At 70.8% G+C, this 17,638-nt stretch carries 19 protein-coding genes; 9 read left to right on the forward strand and 10 right to left on the reverse strand.

Translation table 11 applies throughout. The features are described 5' to 3' along the window. The first annotated feature begins 36 nt into the window (after nucleotides 1-36). The 3 genes from IM777_RS02185 to IM777_RS02195 are packed head-to-tail and all read left to right on the forward strand — an operon-like array spanning nucleotide 37 to nucleotide 1,192. Nucleotides 37-384: a DUF7882 family protein gene (locus IM777_RS02185; protein ID WP_071045086.1), complete on the forward strand. Its 348-nt coding sequence runs from the start codon at nucleotides 37-39 to the stop codon at nucleotides 382-384. Continuing rightward, a complete protein-coding gene (locus IM777_RS02190) occupies nucleotides 371-637 on the forward strand; it encodes a hypothetical protein (RefSeq protein WP_194384469.1) in 267 nt (88 codons plus the stop codon). Before IM777_RS02185 ends, IM777_RS02190 begins: the two co-directional genes overlap by 14 nt. Before the next feature lie 33 nt (nucleotides 638-670). Next, nucleotides 671-1,192: a DUF421 domain-containing protein gene (locus IM777_RS02195; RefSeq protein WP_194384470.1), complete on the forward strand. Its 522-nt coding sequence runs from the start codon at nucleotides 671-673 to the stop codon at nucleotides 1,190-1,192. On the opposite strand, the gene IM777_RS02200 is transcribed toward IM777_RS02195, so the two are convergent. From IM777_RS02200 to IM777_RS02215, 4 genes are all read right to left on the reverse strand, one after another. After that, nucleotides 1,189-2,403 (reverse strand): cation:proton antiporter, encoded by a 1,215-nt coding sequence (locus IM777_RS02200; protein WP_194384471.1) that lies wholly within the window; start codon nucleotides 2,401-2,403, stop codon nucleotides 1,189-1,191. The genes IM777_RS02195 and IM777_RS02200 overlap by 4 nt on opposite strands. Before the next feature lie 60 nt (nucleotides 2,404-2,463). Then, complete coding sequence (locus IM777_RS02205; RefSeq protein WP_194384472.1) at nucleotides 2,464-3,339, reverse strand: manganese catalase; 876 nt, start codon at nucleotides 3,337-3,339, stop codon at nucleotides 2,464-2,466. Nucleotides 3,340-3,429: 90 nt separating this feature from the next. Continuing rightward, a complete protein-coding gene (locus tag IM777_RS02210; RefSeq protein WP_194384473.1) occupies nucleotides 3,430-4,515 on the reverse strand; it encodes an FUSC family protein in 1,086 nt (361 codons plus the stop codon). 77 nt (nucleotides 4,516-4,592) lie between these two features. Continuing rightward, entirely contained in the window at nucleotides 4,593-5,291 is a 699-nt protein-coding gene (locus tag IM777_RS02215) for an aquaporin (RefSeq protein ID WP_194384474.1), read from the reverse strand. An 84-nt stretch (nucleotides 5,292-5,375) separates the two neighbouring features. Between IM777_RS02215 and IM777_RS02220 the strand changes: the two genes are divergently transcribed. The 3 genes from IM777_RS02220 to IM777_RS02230 are packed head-to-tail and all read left to right on the forward strand — an operon-like array spanning nucleotide 5,376 to nucleotide 7,527. Next, entirely contained in the window at nucleotides 5,376-5,594 is a 219-nt protein-coding gene (locus IM777_RS02220; protein ID WP_194384475.1) for a three-helix bundle dimerization domain-containing protein, read from the forward strand. Between the two features lie 16 nt (nucleotides 5,595-5,610). Then, on the forward strand, nucleotides 5,611-7,173 hold the full coding sequence (locus tag IM777_RS02225) for an SLC13 family permease (RefSeq protein ID WP_194384476.1): 1,563 nt from the start codon (nucleotides 5,611-5,613) through the stop codon (nucleotides 7,171-7,173). Between the two features lie 18 nt (nucleotides 7,174-7,191). Beyond that, nucleotides 7,192-7,527: a DUF7882 family protein gene (locus IM777_RS02230; protein ID WP_194384477.1), complete on the forward strand. Its 336-nt coding sequence runs from the start codon at nucleotides 7,192-7,194 to the stop codon at nucleotides 7,525-7,527. A gap of 15 nt (nucleotides 7,528-7,542) precedes the next feature. On the opposite strand, the gene IM777_RS02235 is transcribed toward IM777_RS02230, so the two are convergent. The 5 genes from IM777_RS02235 to IM777_RS02255 all read right to left on the reverse strand — a co-directional run bounded on the left by IM777_RS02235 (nucleotide 7,543) and on the right by IM777_RS02255 (nucleotide 12,270). After that, a complete protein-coding gene (locus tag IM777_RS02235; RefSeq protein ID WP_194384478.1) occupies nucleotides 7,543-7,854 on the reverse strand; it encodes a DUF7882 family protein in 312 nt (103 codons plus the stop codon). Nucleotides 7,855-7,912: 58 nt separating this feature from the next. After that, complete coding sequence (locus IM777_RS02240) at nucleotides 7,913-9,595, reverse strand: MDR family MFS transporter (RefSeq protein ID WP_194384479.1); 1,683 nt, start codon at nucleotides 9,593-9,595, stop codon at nucleotides 7,913-7,915. Between the two features lie 19 nt (nucleotides 9,596-9,614). After that, on the reverse strand, nucleotides 9,615-10,214 hold the full coding sequence (locus IM777_RS02245; protein WP_194384480.1) for a TetR/AcrR family transcriptional regulator: 600 nt from the start codon (nucleotides 10,212-10,214) through the stop codon (nucleotides 9,615-9,617). 163 nt (nucleotides 10,215-10,377) lie between these two features. Further along, nucleotides 10,378-11,220, reverse strand: coding sequence for an NAD-dependent epimerase/dehydratase family protein (locus tag IM777_RS02250; protein ID WP_194384481.1), 843 nt, complete (start codon nucleotides 11,218-11,220; stop codon nucleotides 10,378-10,380). Nucleotides 11,221-11,274: 54 nt separating this feature from the next. Next, entirely contained in the window at nucleotides 11,275-12,270 is a 996-nt protein-coding gene (locus IM777_RS02255) for a substrate-binding domain-containing protein (protein ID WP_194384482.1), read from the reverse strand. 94 nt (nucleotides 12,271-12,364) lie between these two features. Between IM777_RS02255 and IM777_RS02260 the strand changes: the two genes are divergently transcribed. From IM777_RS02260 to IM777_RS02270, 3 genes are read left to right on the forward strand one after another with little or no spacing between them, the layout of a single operon-like run. Next, complete coding sequence (locus tag IM777_RS02260) at nucleotides 12,365-13,561, forward strand: Gfo/Idh/MocA family protein (protein ID WP_194384483.1); 1,197 nt, start codon at nucleotides 12,365-12,367, stop codon at nucleotides 13,559-13,561. After that, nucleotides 13,558-14,256 carry a ThuA domain-containing protein gene (locus IM777_RS02265; protein WP_194384484.1) on the forward strand — a complete coding sequence of 233 codons (699 nt, stop codon included), beginning with the start codon at nucleotides 13,558-13,560 and terminating at the stop codon, nucleotides 14,254-14,256. The genes IM777_RS02260 and IM777_RS02265 overlap by 4 nt, the downstream gene beginning before the upstream one ends. Continuing rightward, nucleotides 14,235-15,320 carry a Gfo/Idh/MocA family protein gene (locus IM777_RS02270; RefSeq protein ID WP_194384485.1) on the forward strand — a complete coding sequence of 362 codons (1,086 nt, stop codon included), beginning with the start codon at nucleotides 14,235-14,237 and terminating at the stop codon, nucleotides 15,318-15,320. Before IM777_RS02265 ends, IM777_RS02270 begins: the two co-directional genes overlap by 22 nt. Before the next feature lie 23 nt (nucleotides 15,321-15,343). On the opposite strand, the gene IM777_RS02275 is transcribed toward IM777_RS02270, so the two are convergent. Continuing rightward, nucleotides 15,344-17,590 carry a beta-xylosidase/alpha-l-arabinosidase gene (locus IM777_RS02275; protein WP_194385408.1) on the reverse strand — a complete coding sequence of 749 codons (2,247 nt, stop codon included), beginning with the start codon at nucleotides 17,588-17,590 and terminating at the stop codon, nucleotides 15,344-15,346. Between the last annotated feature and the right edge of the window lie 48 nt (nucleotides 17,591-17,638).

The raw sequence follows: 17,638 nt of genomic DNA on the forward strand, positions 1-17,638 counted from the left end.
CCTTCGACGTGCTTGAGTGACGGTGGAGGTGAGCCCATGGGGAAATTCATCTACGAGAACAGCGTGAAGGTCGACTTCGAGGACCGCGCGCTCGCGCACCTGCAGACGGTGATCACCGGAAAGCTGCGTCGCGGCGAGAGCTTCACGTTCACCTGGAAGGACGATTCCAGCATCGGCGACGGGCGCACCACGGTGTGGATGCACGCCAACTGCTCGCTGGTCTACAAGTACTACGGCAGTCGCCGCGCGCAGCTGAACGGCGCATGGCTGGAGGCGCTGTCCTACACGGCGAACTCCCCGGGCGGCTTGCACCTCGTTCCCGAGCCCTCGGCGGACGGCGGCAAGGTGTTGTCGAAGAACGGTCGTGACCATGAAGCGCATTGACGTCGTCTACGGCGGACAGACGTACTCCATCGGGGGAGTCGAACCGGATGCGCTGCGAGCGCGGATCGAGCACGCCGTGGCTCGCGGCGGGGACTGGCTGACCTTCAACGACGGCGAGGGGGCGCTGCGGCGGGCGTTCCTCTTCGTCGCGCCCGGCATCCCGATCGCCGTGATCCCGATCCCCGACCCGGTGAACGACGGCGAGACGACCGCCGAGCGCGAACCCCTCGACGAGGTCGACGCAACCCCGTAGTCACCGACCGCCGTCGCGCCTATGGTCGGGCGCATGTGGTTCGACACCTGGTCAGACGTCCTCCGCGTGCTGCTCGTCGGCGTCGCGTCCTATGCGGCGCTCGTCGTGTTCATCCGCGTCTCGGGCAAGCGCGCGCTCGCCCAGCTGAACGCGTTCGACTTCGTCGTGACGGTCGCCCTCGGGTCCACCCTCGCAACGATCCTGCTGTCCTCCGACGTGTCCTACGTCGAAGGCGCGATCGCGCTCGCTCTCCTTCTCGCGCTGCAGGTGATCGTCGCGTTCCTCGCCGCACGATGGCATCGCGTGCGCCGACTGACGACGGCGTCGCCGACGGTGCTGCTCAAGAGCGGTCGCTTCGACGACGCTGCGCTCCGACGCACGAGGCTCTCGCGCGCTGACGTGCGGCAGGCCGTGCGGCAGGCTGGCGTCGGCGACCTGTCGAGCATCGCCGTCGTGGTGCTCGAGAGCAACGGTGGACTGAGCGTGATCACCTCGGACGAGTGGTGTGACGGCAGCGCGCTCGACGACGTGCGCATCGAGGGCGGCGCCACTTAGCCCATCCGCTCCCGTCGTCGCAGCCACTCGCCGGCCGGTCGCGTGCTGAGGCCGTGGATGACGACCGACAGCGCGATCGCCAGGAGCACCGCCGGAAGGACCAGATCGTCGCCGGTGCGGCGCTCTGCCAGGCACGCATAGAGAAGCGCGGACACCCCCACCGGGCCGAACCAGCTCATGAATGCCGTCTCGGTCCGGGAGTGCAGGCGCGCGTAGATGGGGCGCGTCAGCCACATGCCGGCGATCCGGCGTGCGATCAGCGCGAGCACGAGAACGATCGGTAGCGCCCACCCTTCCGCCGCCCAGCGGTCGAACGGGAGGAGAGCGCCGATGACCGCGAACAGGGGCAGGATGAGCACGCGACCGAGCTCGTCGATCTCGCGTCCGAGTTCGGCGCGGAGGTCGTCGGTCAGGCGGTTGCCGAACGCCGCGCCCGCCACGAAGACCCCCAGCACGGCATCCGTCTCGATGACCCGCAGACCGGCGAGGATCGCGAGCGCCAGCGCGAGGGCATAGCCGAGGTAGCTCGTCGAGTTCGACCATCCCCGGGCGATGACCGTGTCGAGGAGCCAGCCTGCGGCCCAGCCGAGGCCGAAGCCCACGACCACGGGCACCGCGACCTCCCACAGGAGCGTCGTCGTCAGCCACTCGCGCCACGCCTCGGCGCCCCCGGTGGTCACGAGCAGCAGCGGCAGCATGAGGATCAGATATGCGAGCCCGTCGTTCAGCCCGCTCTCCGACGAGAGGTTCAGACGCACCCGCTTCGGGATGCGCTCCTCTGCGACGGTGCCGGTGACGATCGGCGTGGTCACGACCGGATCGGTCGGCGTGATCGCTGCCGCGATCAGCATGGCCGACAGAAGGGGGATGCCCAGCAGCAGCACCGCCCCGGTCGCGACGGCGAACATCACGACCATGCCGACGGCGATGCTGGCGACGATCCAGCGCAGGTTCGCGCGCCAGTATCCCCGCGGGAACCTCAGCGCGACGCCGAGCAGCGACACCGCGAGCACGACCCGTGCCACCGACTCGAGCACCTCTGTCGATCCGAGGCCCCACGCGGTCGGCTGCACGACCCCCGCCGCGAACGGCCCGAGCAGGGCGCCGCAGGCGAGTGCGATCAGGAGCGGGGGCACCCCCGTGCGCTGCAGCTTCACCGACAGGGCGCTGAGCACGAACGTGAGAGCACCGATCACGGCGACAGCAAGCATCCGACCCCTTCCGCATGGTGCGAGACCGGGCGGATCACCCGGTCTCGCGCCGACTCGCGGCTACGATAGCGCGTCGCGCACGACGCCCTCGGCCTTGTCGATGAAGCCCGGCTTCGCATCGGTGCCGTAGTAGCGCGGATCGGGTGTGGTCGGCGGCGGCATCGGCACCGAGGTGCCGGGGCCGTCCTCATAGCGGAATTCGCCCTTGCCGTCGGGCGTCGGCCCGGAGGCCCAGGAGCCCTCCGCCGCTGCCTGGCCGTCGGAGAAGTTGTAGTACGTGTAGGCGTGCTCGCGCGCCTCTTTGCTGAGCGGGAAGTTGCTCGGAACGGGCAGGTCCTCCACGCCCTCCTCGCGCAACTCGGCCGCGGCGGCGATCCACTGGTTCTGATGCATGGTGTCGCGCGCGAGAAGGAAGGACAGCATGTCCCGCACGCCGCTGTCATCTGTCATGTGGTAGATCCGGGCCACCTGGGTGCGGCCCTGCATCTCCGCGTTGGCGTTGGCGGTGAAGTCGGCGAGAAGGTTGCCGCTGGCGGTGATGTACGACCCCTGCCACGGGTTGCCGTTGCTGTCGACGGGGCGAACGCCGGCCCCGGCGACGATCGCCGACTGCACGTCCATGCCGCCCACCACGGCGGCGAGCGTCGGGTCCGATGCCACGGCCTCCTCGCTCTGCGACACGGGTGCCTTCTCGAGCAGCTGCGCGATCATCACCGCCAGCATCTCGACATGTCCCATCTCCTCGGCGCCGATGCCGTACAGCAGATCGCGGTACTTGCCCGGCAGATGGCAGTTGACGGCCTGGAAGCCGTACTGCATGGCCACCGTGATCTCGCCGTACTGTCCGCCGAGCACCTCCTGAAGCCGCCGGGCGAAGATCGCATCGGGCTTGTCGGGCGTGGCGGCGAATTGCAACTCCTGCTTGTGGAAGAACATCGTCTTCCCCTTCCTGTGCGCGTGAGCGGTTGTGCTCGGACGCTAGGGTCGGAGACCCCGAATCACCGCGGGGGTTGACAGGCGCCGAGATCAGGCTCTGGTGTCATCCATGAACAGGGTGGAGGCGTCGACCAGGCGACGCAGGAAGATCGCCGGCTCGATGCGCTGGGCCATCGTCGAGGTCGAGACGGTCGTCGACGGCAGTGCACCGAGGTAGCGCTCGAGCGCGTCCTTCGCGTCGCGCACCCGGTCATCGAGGCCGTCGTCGTCGATCGGCGTCTTCGTGAGCGTGGCGCTGGCGCGGATCGCGTCGGCGAACAGGCGCTGCACCTCGTCGTCCATCTCGCGGAGCGTCGCGGGATGACGCCCCGAGACGACCTCGGCGAGGTCGCGCGTGGCGGCGACGGTGAGGTCCATCGATCGCAGGCGACGCGCGTTCTCCTGCTGCTCGGCGAGGTGGCGCCGCCCCCGGGGGTTGGCGCGGGCGGAGTCCTCGGCCTCGGCGACCTCGCGTCGGACCTCTTCGGTCATCGCGTCCAGGTGCGACAGGGCGGCGTCCACCTGGGCGGCATCCGGCTCGCGCACGTGATCGGCGAGGGTGTCGAGGAACGCCGCGGCGGCTTCGCGCAGGTCGGTGAGCTTGCCACTGGCCCACTCGAAATACAGCGGCGGAACGACGACGAGGTTCACGACGAGCCCGACGACGACGCCGACGCCCATCGTCACCAGGTACGACAGCGGATAGTCCCCGGACCCCGCCTGTCCGGCGAGCAGCAGCACGAACACGGCGGCGACCGCGAGGATGTCGCGACCGGCTCCGAGGTGTCGGATGCCGCCGAGAAGCACACCGACACCGACGACCGCGGCCAGGGGGATGACGGGCGGGATGTCGAAGAACTCGGTCGCGCCGAGCGCCGCGACGCCCAAACCGATCCCGAGCGCGAGACCCAGGAGGGTCTGGCCCCCGGTGCGGGCTGTGGCGGCCACCGTCGGGTACATGACCACGAGCACGCCGAAGGGGGCGTAATAGGAGTACTCGTTGCTCACGAAGGGAAGGAGGGGGACGAGCAGCCACGCGATCGCGGCGGCGGCCGCGGTCTTGGCCGCCAGCAGTACGCGGTGGCGGTTCAGCGACGTCTGGCGCCAGTCGCGGAGGTTCTCTCTCATCCGGGTCACGGCATCAGTCTCACGTGTGGAGCGCTGTTCGGGTCAACCCCCTCCCCATGGCCGTCGTCGGTCGGCTAGCGCGAAGGCTAGGCCGTCGGGATGGTGGCCACGGGCCGCGGGAACACCGCGCGGACGAACGCCCACGCGAGCCCAGCGCCCACCAGCTGCGCACCGATGAAGGGGAGGACGGAGGTCGGTGCGATGCCGGCGAAGGTGTCGGAGAAAGCCCGGCCGACCGTGATGGCGGGGTTCGCGAAGCTCGTCGACGAGTTGAAGAAGTAGGCGGCGCCGATGTAGGCGCCCACGGCCGGGGCGGCGAGGTGCGAGCGCCCCGTGCGCACGAGACCGAAGATCACCGTGAGGAGGCCGGCCGTCGCAACGACCTCCGCGAACAGCGTCGGCCAACTCGCCCGGTCGGTCGTCGCCCACGACACGGCGGGAAGGCCGAACATGAGGTTCGCCACGACGGCGCCCGTGATGCATCCGAGAATCTGGACCGGAAGGTAGGTCGCAACGCTCTGCCCCGGCCGCCCGTGGAGCAGCGCGTCGACGAGCGTCACCACCGGGTTGAAATGGGCGCCGGAGACGGGGGCGAAGACGGCGATGAGCACCCCGAGTCCGAGTGCCGTGGCGAAGGCGTTCTCGAACAGCTGCAGGCCCACGTCCCCCGGGGAGAGGGTCTGCGCGGCGATCCCCGACCCGATGACGACGGCGGCGAGTCCGGCGCTGCCGGCGAACTCGCCCGTGAGGGAGCGGATGGTCTCGATCCGGCGCGAGGAGGTCATATATAGACCATAATCTATGGATCGATCCATGACGGACCCGTGAAGCACCTGGACGACGCCCGCGGCGGGGCGGACAATGCGAGTATGAGCCGCCTCCAGCCGGAATCGGAGTACGAAGCGCTCGTCTACGTGCTCGAGCGGCTGTCCGAGACGTACCCGTTCGTCGGCGAGGATCGGCTGCGCGAGATCGCGGCCGACGAGCTCGCGCAGCTCGACGGCGCCCGCGTGCGCGCGTTCATCCCCGTGCTGGTCGAACGCCGTGTCAAGGAGCGGCTCGCGACAGAGCCCGTCGACGCGGCCTGATCGCTACGCTGGCCGCGTGGACCCCGTCGCCGCCACACTGATCATCCTCGCCCTCGCGGTCGTCGCGTTCGTGAGCAACCGCGTGCCGATCGCCGTCATCGCGGTGGGAGTCTCCCTGCTGCTGTTCTTCAGCGGCGTGCTCACCCTGCCGGAGGCGGTCGCCGGATTCGGCGACCCGACCGTGCTCTTCATCGCGGGGCTCTTCGTCGTGAGCGAGGCGCTCGACGCCACCGGGGTCACGGCCTGGGCGGGCAAGCAGGTGATCACGCGCGCGGGCACGGGCCGAGCTCGGCTCCTCCTCGCGATCGGCGCCGTCGTCGCGATCGCGTCGGCGCTCATCAGCATCAACGGCGCCGTCGCGGCCCTCGTGCCTCTCGTGGTCGTCGTCGCCGCCCGCGCGGGGCTGCCGCCCTCGCAGCTGCTCATGCCGCTGGCCTTCATGGCGAGTGCGGGGTCGCTCCTCGCCCTCACCGGAACGCCGGTGAACATCATCGTCTCCGACATCGCCGCCGAGAACGGCGGACGCGCCTTCGGATTCTTCGAGTTCGCGCTGGTCGGTGTGCCCCTCGTGATCGCGTCGGCGGCGGTGATCGTCCTGCTCGGCAAGCCGCTGCTGCCGATGCGCGAGGGCGTGCGGCTGCCGACCGACCTCGCCCGTCACGCCCGTGTGCTTCGACACGAGTACGACGTGTCGCTCGACACCGGCACGCTCCTCGGCCCCGCCTCGGGAGTGACCGAGGTGGTCATCGCGCCGCGTTCACCCCTGATCGGCACCGTCGTCGCTCCCGGCATGACCACACCCGACGGCGATCTCGTCGTGCTGGCCGCCCGACGCGGCGAACAGGTGCTGAAGACCGGCGACATCGTGGTGCAGGCCGGCGACGCCCTGCTGCTGCAAGGCACATGGGATGCCCTGACGGTTCGCACGGCCTCGGGAGGGATGCTGCCGGTGGACGCGCCCGCGCAGTTGCGCCGCTCGGTGCCGCTCGGGCGCGGAGCCAAGCGCGCGGTCGTCGTTCTCGCCGTGATGGTCGTGCTGCTGGCGACCGGTGTCGTGCCGCCCGCCGCCGCGGCCCTGCTCGCGGCCGTAGCGCTCGTGCTGACCCGCGCGATCAGCGTGCCGCAGGCCTTCCAGTCGATCTCGTGGACGACGATCGTGCTGATCGCCGGCATGATCCCGCTGTCGACGGCGTTCATCCAGACGGGCACCGCCGACCTCGTCGCCGGCTGGGTGCTGGCGGCGATGAGCGGCGCGAGCGCGCACGTGGTGCTCCTCGCGCTGTGCCTGCTCACCCTCGTGCTCGGTCAGCTCATCAGCAACGCCGCGACCGTGCTCATCGTCGCCCCGATCGCCGTGTCGATCGCGGCGACCCTCGACCTGTCGGTGATGCCGTTCATGATGGCGCTCACCGTCGCGGGCGCGGCCGCGTTCCTCACGCCGATCGCTACGCCGGCCAACCTCATGATCATGGAGCCAGGCGGGTACCGCTTCGGGGACTACTGGCGGCTCGGCCTGCCTCTCGCGGCCCTCTTCGTCGCGTTCGCCGTACTCTACGTGCCGTTCGTGTGGCCGTTCTGACCGGGTAGGCTCGCGTCCATGGGTCGCTTCATCTACGACAATTCCTCGAACTCTGTGGAGATCGAAGACCGTGTGCTCGCCCACCTGCGCATCGTGGTGATGAACAAGCTGCGCCGTGCGGAGTCGTTCATGTTCGACGTCGAGGTCGGCGACGGCAGTGGCCGCCGCAGCTTCTGGATGCATCCGTCGGTGCCGATGCAGTTCCACTTCTTCGGCAGTCGTCAGCCCCGCATCAACCGCGTCTGGATCGAGGAGCTGATGCAGACCGCGAGCGGCCCGAACGGGCTCTGGATCGTGCCTGAGCCCCCCGAGGACGAGGCGCCCGTCACCGACGCGAACCCGCCGCGCGGCTGAGGGGCGTCGACCACATCAGTCGGTGATGCTCACCTGTTCGGTGATCAGCTGGATGCCGCCGGATGAATTGGCGGAGCTGGCGAGGTCCTCGATCCACTGACGGCTCAATTCCGGCGGCTCGGGAGCGTCGAAGACGAACCGCAGCGGGATCGACGGGTGCAGCCACAGCGTGCTGCGGCCCTCCGGTTCGCCGGTCGGATGCTGCCATGACACCGTGAAGCTCTCGTTCCGACGGAGCTTCGTGGCGATCACGACCTTGAGGTGCGCCAGGGCACGGTCCTCGATGTGGATGGGGGTGGCGGATCCGCCGTAGTAGATGGTGCCCATGTGCACCACGATACGCCGCTGGCGGGTCCGGTGAACACTCCGCCGCGGCGCCAGTGCGTCAGCGCTCGCGTCGATCGCGCCCCGGGGCGTTGCTCGCGTCGCCGGGATCGGCGGCACGGGCGGCGCGGGGTGTGCGGGCGTCGGCTGATGCGCGCTGCTCGGCCTCCAGGCGCTCGGCCTCTTCGCCCCCGACGGCCTCGCCGCGGGCGACGAGGCCCGCCACATCCGACAGCGGCACCTGCTTGAGGAACAGGCTCAGCACGAACGCGACGCCGATGAAGGGCAGTACGTACCAGAACACCGGAGCGAGGGCGTCGGCATAGGCGGTGACGATGCCGTCGCGCACCGTCGCGGGCAGCTGATCGAGCACCTGCGGGTCGATCGTCGCCGTCGCCTCTGCCGCCTGCTCGGGGGTCGCTCCGGCGTCGGCGAAGACGCTGGTGAGGTTCTCGCTCAGGCGGGTGGTGAACAGGGTGCCGAACACCGCGGTGCCGAGGGCCGCGCCCACTTCGCGGAAGTAGTTGTTCGTGCTCGTGGCCGATCCGATGTCGGCCGCGGGCACCGCGTTCTGAACCACCAGCACGACCACCTGCATGATGAGGCCGAGTCCGGCCCCGAAGATGAACAGGAACACGCAGATGATCCAGATGGGCGTCTCGGCGGTCATGCCGGCCATGAGCACGATCGCGAGGCCCGTCGTGAGCGTTCCGGCAATCGGGAAGACCTTGTAGCGCCCGGTCCGCGTGATGATCAGACCCGAGGCGATCGAGGTTCCCATGAGGCCCACCATCATCGGCAGCATGAGCAGGCCCGACACGGCTGCCGAGGTGCCCGACGCCATCTGCAGGAAGGTGGGGATGAATCCGATCGCGGCGAACATCGCCAGCCCGATCATGAGGCCGATCGCCGTGGCGTTGACGAAGACCGGGTTACGGAAGAAGCTGAGCGGGATGATGGGGTCGGCCGCGCGCGACTCGACGAACACGAACAGAAGCGCGGCGATGAGGAGGCCGGCACCCCACATCCAGGTCTCCGGCGCCTCCCAGCCGTGTGCGGCGTCGCCGCCGAAGTCGGTGAAGAAGATGAGGCACGTGGTGGCGGTCGACAGCAGCAGCACGCCGAGGATGTCGATCGGCTTGGTGGCGCGCTTCACCGGCAGCTTGAGTGCCACCAGTGCGATGACGAACGCCGCGATGCCGATCGGGATGTTGATGTAGAACGCCCACTGCCACGTGAGGTGGTCGACGAAGTAGCCGCCGAGCAGTGGGCCCGCGACCGCCGAAAGGCCGAAGATGCCGCCGAGCGGGCCGAGGTACTTGCCGCGCTCGGAGGCGGGGACGATGTCGGCGATGATGGCCTGCGACAGGATCATGAGGCCGCCGGCGCCGAGGCCCTGCATGGCGCGGAAGGCGACGAACGCCCAGAAGTCGCCCGCGAAGGCCGCGCCGGCGGAGGCTACGGTGAACAGTCCGATGGCGATGAGGAAGAGGTGCCGGCGGCCGAGCACGTCGCCGAACTTGCCGTAGATCGGCATGACGATCGTCGTGGCCAGCAGGTAGGCGGTCACGATCCACACCTGGTGCTCGACGCCGCCGAGCTGGCCGACGATCGTCGGCATGGCCGTCGAGACGATCGTCTGGTCGAGGCTCGCCAGCAGCATGCCCGCGATGAGGGCGCTGAAGATGATCCAGATGCGCCGCTTGGTGAGGAGGAACGGCTGCTCCAGGGCGGAGGAGGTCATGAGGGGTCCTTGTCGGAGGTCAGCAGGCGGGGTCGAGGAGGGAGCGCGCGACGGCGAGGCGGTCTCGGAAGATATCGGCGAAGGGCACCGTGCCGTCGTGGGCGAAGAACCGGTCGACGCACGGGCGCATGAGCGAGCCGACGAGGTCGACCGCGACGGCGGCCCGCTCGTCGTCGTCGGGCCATCCCTGTCGGCCGGCGATGAGTGCGCGGTCGGCGCGCTGCGCCTCGGCGATGTGGGCGAAGAAGGTGCGGTGCAGCTCGGGCGATCTCTCCACCGCCGCACCGACGAGGCGCGCCTCGGAGATGTCCATGTCGACCGATTCCCACCGCGCGATCATGAGCGCCGCGAGAGCGTCGAGCAGGTCGCCGTCACCGGTGACGAACGCCGCCTCCGCCTCGCTGACGTCGGTGCGCATCGACACACCCAGGACGGCGTTCTCCTTGCCCGCGAAGTAGTTGAAGAAGGTGCGTCGCGAGACGCCCACCTCAGCGCACAGCTCTTCGACGGTGAAGCCGGTCAGCCCGCGCTCGGCGGTGAGCTCGCGCGCGCGACGGCGCAGCGCGCGCTCGGTGTCGCGCGTCCGCTGCTCACGCGAAGAAACTGCACTCTCGACCATTCAGTGCATTTTTGCACTTGATGATCCGGAGTGCAAAACCGCCGATGGGTGGCGAGCCGGCCCCTTCGTGCCGAGCGAGCCCTCCTCCGCCGAAAATAGCGGGGCGGCTCGGCGAGAAAAGGGGTGGTTCGGCGAACGAGTGACGAGCGAAGAGCGGCGAGGGTCAGACGTGGTCGTGCCAGGAGTGCTTCGGGTCGAACCCGAGCACGCGGCGGGCCTTGTCGATCGAGAGCAGCGTCTCGTGCGCGCCCGGCTCGCCGCGCACCTCGACGCCGGGGAACACCTCGGCGATGAGGTCGGCGTTCGGCCGGTTCATGACGGTGTCGGCGGCCGCGATGATGTAGGCCTCGAAGCCCGCGGGGGCGTGCTGCAGCGCCCTGTCGATGGCCTGAGCACCGTCGCGCGCGTCGATGTAGCCCCACAGGTTCCACTTGCGCACCATCGGGTCGTCCTGGAAGTCGGGGAAGCCGGCGTAGTCGTCGGGAACGAGCACGTTGGAGAACCGCAGCGCGCTCACCGAGAGGTCGGGGTGCCACCGCACGAGCTCGCGTGCCAGCTGCTCCTCGAGGGTCTTCACGATCGAGTAGACCGACTCCGGGCGCGGCGGGTACTCCTCGTCGACCGGGATGTACGGCGGCGGTACGTCGAACGGCAGGCCCAGCACCGTCTCGCTCGAGGCGTAGACGATGCGCCGGATGCCCAGCCTCGCCGCGGCCCAGAACACGTTGAAGGTCGCGGGCATGTTGTTGTGGAAAGTCGCCACGTCGGTGCGCAGCCCTGGCGCCGGGATGGCCGCCAGGTGCACGACCGCGTCGAACGGCGCAGTGCGGTCGACACCGCCGAGCGCGTCGATCACCTGCCCGTAGTCGGTGAGGTCGACCTGCACGAATCCCGACGCGCGGGCGCCGACCGCGTCGAACCCGGTGACATCGTGTCCGGCGGCGCGGAGTTCGCGGATGGCGACCGAGCCGAGCTTTCCGGTCGCGCCGGTGAGAGCGATACGCATGTCGCCACCCTGCCACACCCTCACCACCTCGAGGCCGTCGCCCTTCGATGCCGGTCACGTGGATGCACGAGGGACGAGCGTCGTCGGCAGCGTGATCGGAGCGTTCGGGGGCGGGGCGCCCTCGGCGGCGTCGGCGAGCAGTCCGACCGCGGTGGCGGCCATCTCGCGGATCGGCTGCCGCACCGTGCTGAGTGCCGGGGTCATCCAGCGCGCACCGCGCACATCGTCGAACCCCACCACCAGCACATCGTCGGGAATGCGCGCACCGGATGCCGCCGCCGCGGCGTAGACACCGGCCGCATGTTCGTCCGACACCGCGAAGACGCCGATGCGATCGCGCGGGTCTCGCCGCCGGAGCACCGGGACCATCGCATCGCGCGCGGCGGGAGCGTGCCACGCGCTCGTGGTCGCGTCGACGTCGGCGTGCGGCAGGTGGCGGGCGAGCTCTTCGACGAATCCGTCGCGGCGGGCCCGTCCGTACCGGAACGGCGGGTCGCCGCCGAGGACGGCGAAGCGGGTCGCGCCGCGGGCGGCGAGGTGCCGGGCTGCCGCCGCGGCGCCGGCGGTATCGGTCGTGCGCACACTCGGCATGCCGTGCGTCGCCTCCGACGGGGGATCGAGGAGGACGACCGGAATGTGCGATTTCTGCACCGCGCCCAGCTGCGACGCGGTGGGCGAGATCAGACCGAGCACGACACCCGCCGAGCCGCGCCGACGCACGCGCACGGGCCAATCGTCGCCCGGGAAGTCGCTCTCCTCGGTGAGCACCAGGTCGTAGCCGCGGGCGGTCGCCGCCCCGTGCGCCCCCGCGGTCACCTCGTCGGCCCACGGGTTGTGGAAGCGGCCGAGCACGAGGTCGATCAGGTGAGCGCTCGCGGCCGGGCGTCCGCCGCGTGCGGCATGCCGTCCGTACCCGAGCGCCGTCGCCGCCTCCCGTACGCGACGCCGCGTCTGCGCCGACAGGTCGCCGCGCCCCGACATCGCCCGCGATGCGGTGGCCACGCTGACGCCCGCGGCGGCCGCGACGTCTGCCAGGGTCGCCCGGGTCATGGCTCCACCATCGAGCAGGGCGCCGGTTTTGCGCAAGTTTCGGCTGCGGCCCTGCTGCCGATGGCACGCTCGTCGCAGACAGAGAGGAGCATCGATGACGATTCCGGATGCGCCGCTGCGGATCGCCGTGATCGGGAACGGCTTCATGGGCCGCATGCACACGCACGCGTGGCGCACGGCGCCGCGCTTCTTCCCGCTCGGCCGTGAGATCGTCCCCGTCGTGCTCGTGGGTCGCCGCGCCGACGGAGCCGCTGCCGCTCGTGACCTGGACTGGCCCGAATACGCCACCGACTGGCGAGAGGTCGTCGGTCGTGCCGACATCGACGTGGTCGACATCTGCACACCGGGGGACACGCACGCCGAGATCGCGCTCGCGGCCCTCGCCGCCGGCAAGCACGTGCTGTGCGAGAAGCCGCTGGCGAACTCCGTCGCGGAGGCCGATCGCATGGTCGACGCCGCCGCGACCGCGCCGGGCGTCGCCTTGTGCGGATTCAGCTATCGCCGCACCCCGGCCCTTGCCGCCGCTCGTGCGCACATCGCCGACGGTGCGCTCGGTGAGATCCGGCACGTGCGGGCGCAGTACCTGCAGGACTGGCTGAGCGATCCCGACGCTCCCCACACCTGGCGACTGGACCGCGATCGTGCGGGATCGGGGACGCTGGGCGACATCGGGGCGCACTCCATCGACACCGCGCAGTGGCTGATCGGAGACGACATCGCGGCCGTCTCGGCGGTGCTCCGCACCTTCGTCCCCACCCGTCCGCCGATGGTGACGCAGGCCGGAATCGGCGGTGTGGCCGGCGCGGGGGAGCGGCTGCCGGTCACCGTCGACGACGCGGTCGCCGTCACGGCCCGCTTCGCGGGGGGCGCCCTCGGCGTTATCGAAGCCACGCGCCTGGCCACCGGCCGCCGCAACGCCAACCGGATCGAGGTCAACGGCTCCCTCGGATCCGTCGCGTTCGACTTCGAGCGCATGAACGAACTGGAGTATTACCGCGCCGATGACCCGGCCGGCGCGCAGGGCTTCCGCCGCATCCAGATGACCGAACCCGAGCATCCGTATGCGGGGGCGTGGTGGCCGCCCGGACACGGACTCGGTTACGAGCACCTGTTCACGCACCAGGTGGTCGACTTCGTGCGGGCGATCGGTGGCGACGTCGATGCTGCTGCACCGTCGTTCGCCGAGGCGGCGCGTGTGCAGCGGGTGCTCGCGGCGGTGACCGAGAGTGCGGCGAACGGTGCCGTGATGACGCCCGTGCACCGGCGCGACGACGAGGGGAGGGCATCATGACGCGCTCCGCGCTCGTGGTCCGCGGCGGGTGGGAGGGCCATCATCCGGTCGAGGCGACCGAGCTCTTCCTGCCGTTCCTGCGGGCCGAGGGTTTCGAGGTCGTCGTCGAGGAGAGTCCGGAGGTCTACGCCGACGCGGACCGCATGGCCGCGACCGATCTCATCGTGCAATCCGTGACGATGTCGGAGATCTCCGCCCAGGCCGTGGCGGGACTTCGCCGCGCCGTCGCGGCCGGCACCGGAATGGCGGGGTGGCACGGTGGCATCGCCGACTCGTACCGGAAGAGCTCCGACTACCTGCAGCTGATCGGCGGGCAGTTCGCGACGCATCCCTCGAAGCACCCCGCCGAGGTGCACGGCGACGAGACCGACAACTACCTCACCTACCGCGTCGCGATGACCGACCTCGGGCGCGACCACGAGATCACCCGCGGCATCGACGGTTTCTCGCTGCACACCGAGCAGTACTGGGTGCTCCACGACGACCTCATCGACGTGCTCGCCACCACGACGCACCCGGTGCAGCCGTACCATCCGTGGCACCGCGAGATCACCTCACCCGCAGTCTGGACACGGCTGTGGGGAGACGGGCGCGTGTTCGTCGCGACGCCCGGGCACAGCGTCGAGGTGCTGCGCGAGCACAGCGTGCGCACGATCGTCGAGAGGGGGATGCTGTGGGCGGCACGCACACGATAGGGATCGTCGGGCTCGGGGTCATCTCGCGCGCCTACCTCGACACCCTCGCCGGGGTCGACGGGGTGCGCATCGCCGCGGTCGCCGACCTCGACACCGCCCGCGCCGATGCGACGGCCGCGGCGCTCGACGGGAGCCGCGCGATGTCCACCGCCGACCTCGTCGCCGACCCGCAGGTCGACACGGTGCTGAACCTCACGATCCCCGCCGCGCACGCCGAGGTCGCGCTCGCCGCCATCCGGCATGGCAAGAACGTGTTCGGCGAGAAGCCGCTCGCCGCGACCCTCGCCGATGCGCGCGAGGTGATGCTCGCTGCCGCCCGCGAGGGGGTGAGCGTCGGATGCGCCCCCGACACCGTGCTGGGCACGGGCGTGCAGACCGCGCGCCGAGCCGTCGACGACGGTCTCATCGGGGCGCCCGTGGGCGCGACCGCCACGTGGGTCTCGCCCGGCCACGAGCACTGGCATCCGCAGCCGGACTTCTATTACCGGGCCGGCGGCGGCCCGCTGCTGGACATGGGGCCCTACTACCTGACCTCGCTCGTGCACCTGCTCGGCCCGGTGGTCGCCGTCTCCGGCGCCGCCTCGCGGGCGCGCACGACCCGCGAGATCGCCTCGGGGCCGCGGAGGGGCGAGATCGTGCCGGTCGAGGTCGACACCCACATCGCGGGCGTGCTCGAGCACGCGGGAGGTGGGATCTCGACGGTCACGATGAGCTTCGACGGTGTCGCCACCGCGGCCCGCCCGCTCGAGGTCTACGGCACCGAGGGGGCCCTGGTCCTTCCCGACCCGAACCACCACGCCGGCCCGGTGTCGCGGTTCCCGCGCCGCGGCGCGGAATGGGACACGCTGCCGGTGTCGGCCGGTTACGAAGGCGCCGCGCGCGGCATCGGGCTGCTCGATTTCCTCGCCGGACACCGTCGGGCCGGGGGCGATGTGGCGCTGCACGTGCTGGAGGTCATGGAGTCGCTCCACGCCGCCGCCGCGGCGCACACCCGCATCGAGCTCACGACCTCGGTCGAGCGCCCGTCACCGGTGCCGTTGACCCCCGCATCCGCCTGGCGCTGACCCGCAGCCCGCCGGGGCGAAGGTCACGGCGTGGGGGCCGCGGGGACGCGGGCGATGCGCCGCACGCGGGAGGGGACCGGCTGCGGCGGTGCATCCGACACGCGGTGCACGTCGCCGGTCAGTCGGATGCGGGCCTCGGTGTCGCGCGTCGCGCACGACGGGCCGACCCACACATCCACCTCGCCCGGCTCGACGATCCGGAATCCCGCCCGTCCGGTGAAGCCCAGGCGCGACGCCGGCACGTCGAAGGTCACCTCGGCACGCTCCCCCGGGTCGAGGGCGACGCGGCGATACGCCAGCAGCTGTGCCACCGGTCGCGTCACCTGCGCGTACAGGTCGCGCGCGTACACCTGCACGAGGTCGGTTCCGGCGCGCTCGCCGATGTTCTCGATCGAGACGGTGACGGTCAGCGCGCCGTCGGTCGGTGCATCCGCGGCCACGAGACCGCTCCGGCGGAAGGCCGTGTAGGACAGGCCGTGACCGAAGGGGAAGGCGGGGGTGTTGTCGGCGCTCGTGATCTCGGTGGGCCCGCCCAGGACCGGATGCAGATAGCTGTACGGCTGCGAGCCGGCCGAACGGGGGAGCGACACCGGCAGGTGCCCCGACGGGTTCACCCGGCCCGACAGCACGCCGGCGATGGCGGTGCCGCCCTCCTCGCCGGGGAAGAACGCCTGTACGACGGCGGCGGTGCGCTCGCGCATCCATCCGATCGCGTACGGGCGCCCCGAGAGCACCACGACGACGGTCGGCGTGCCGGTGGCGGCGACCTCCTCCACGAGGCGGCGCTGCACGCCCGGCAGCTCGAGATCATCGACGTCGTTGCCCTCGCCGACCGTGCCGCGACCGAAGAGGCCCGCGCGGTCGCCGACGACGACCACGGCGACCCGGGCCGCGGATGCCGCGGCGGCCGCGTCGGCGATTCCCGACGCGTCGTCGCCCTCGACCTCGCAGCCGGCTGCGCGCATGATCGTCGCCTGCGGCAGCTCCCGAATCAGCGACGCGAGCACCGACGGGATGTCGAACCCCAGCGGGGTGTCCGGGTGGTGCGCCAGCACGTGGTTGGCGAACGAATAGCAGCCCATCAGCGCGTCTGGCGCGTCGGCGTTCGGGCCGATCACGGCGATGCTGCCACCGTCCGGCGACAGCGGCAGCGTGCCGTCATTGCTCAGCAGCACGATCGACTCCTCCGCGGTGCGACGGGCGAGCTCCCGGTGCGCGGGGCTGTCGAGATCGACGGTGGTGGGCGGGTCGTCGAATGCGGCGTCGAGCAGCCCGAGCTCCTCCTTCTGCGCCAGCACGCGCCGGACCGCGCGATCGACCAGAGCGAGCTCGTCGGGATGCGTCCCGAGGCGCTCCCGCAGGGGACCGAGGAATGCGTCGCCCGTGGGCAGCTCCACGTCGATCCCTGCTTGCAGCGCGAGCGCCGCAGCCTCGCCGAGGTCTGCGGCGAGGCCGTGCATCGTGTGGAGGAAGGCGACGGCGAAGTAGTCGGCGACGACAGTGCCGTCGAAGCCCCACTGCTCGCGGAGTACGCCGGTGAGCAGGTCCGGGTCGGCCGCGACCGGCATCCCGTCGATCTCGGCATAGGAGTTCATCACCGAGCGCACGCCCCCGGTGCGCACCGCCATCTCGAACGGCGGAAGCACGGTGTCGGCGAGAAAGCGCGGCCCGGCGTGCACGGGGGCGTGGTTGCGACCGGCGCGCGAGGCGGAGTAGCCCGCGAAGTGCTTCAGCGTGGCGTGCACGCCGGCTCGCTGCAGTCCCTGCACGTAGGCCGTGCCGATCGTGCCGACCACATACGGATCTTCCGCGATGCACTCGTCGACGCGCCCCCACCGTGGATCGACGACGACGTCGAGCACGGGAGCGAGGCCCTGGTGGATGCCGAGCTGCCGCAGCGACGATCCGATCACCTCCGCCATCTCGGCGGTGAGGTCGGGGTCGAACGCGGCCCCCCATGCCAATGGCGTCGGGAACGTTGCCGCCTTCCACGCCGCGAGCCCGGTCAAGCACTCCTCGTGCACGATGGCGGGGATTCCCAGCCGTGTCTCGCGCACCAGCCGGCGCTGCTCGTCCCAGAGCCACGCCGCGCGGTCGACGGGGTCGACCGGTCGCGTGCCGTACACGCGGGTGAGATGGCCGATGCCGTGCACCGTCGCCTCGTCGTAGGGGCCGCTGTTGCCCATCTCGCCGGCCATGGGGGCGACGACCTCGCCGCCCTTGTCGACCCAGTAGCCGACGAGCTGCGCGAGCTTCTCGTCGAGACTCATGCGGGCCAGCAGCCCTTCCACACGGGCCGAGGTCGTGGGCAGGGCGGT

Source organism: Microbacterium luteum (genome assembly GCF_015277875.1).
GTDB lineage: Bacteria > Actinomycetota > Actinomycetes > Actinomycetales > Microbacteriaceae > Microbacterium > Microbacterium luteum.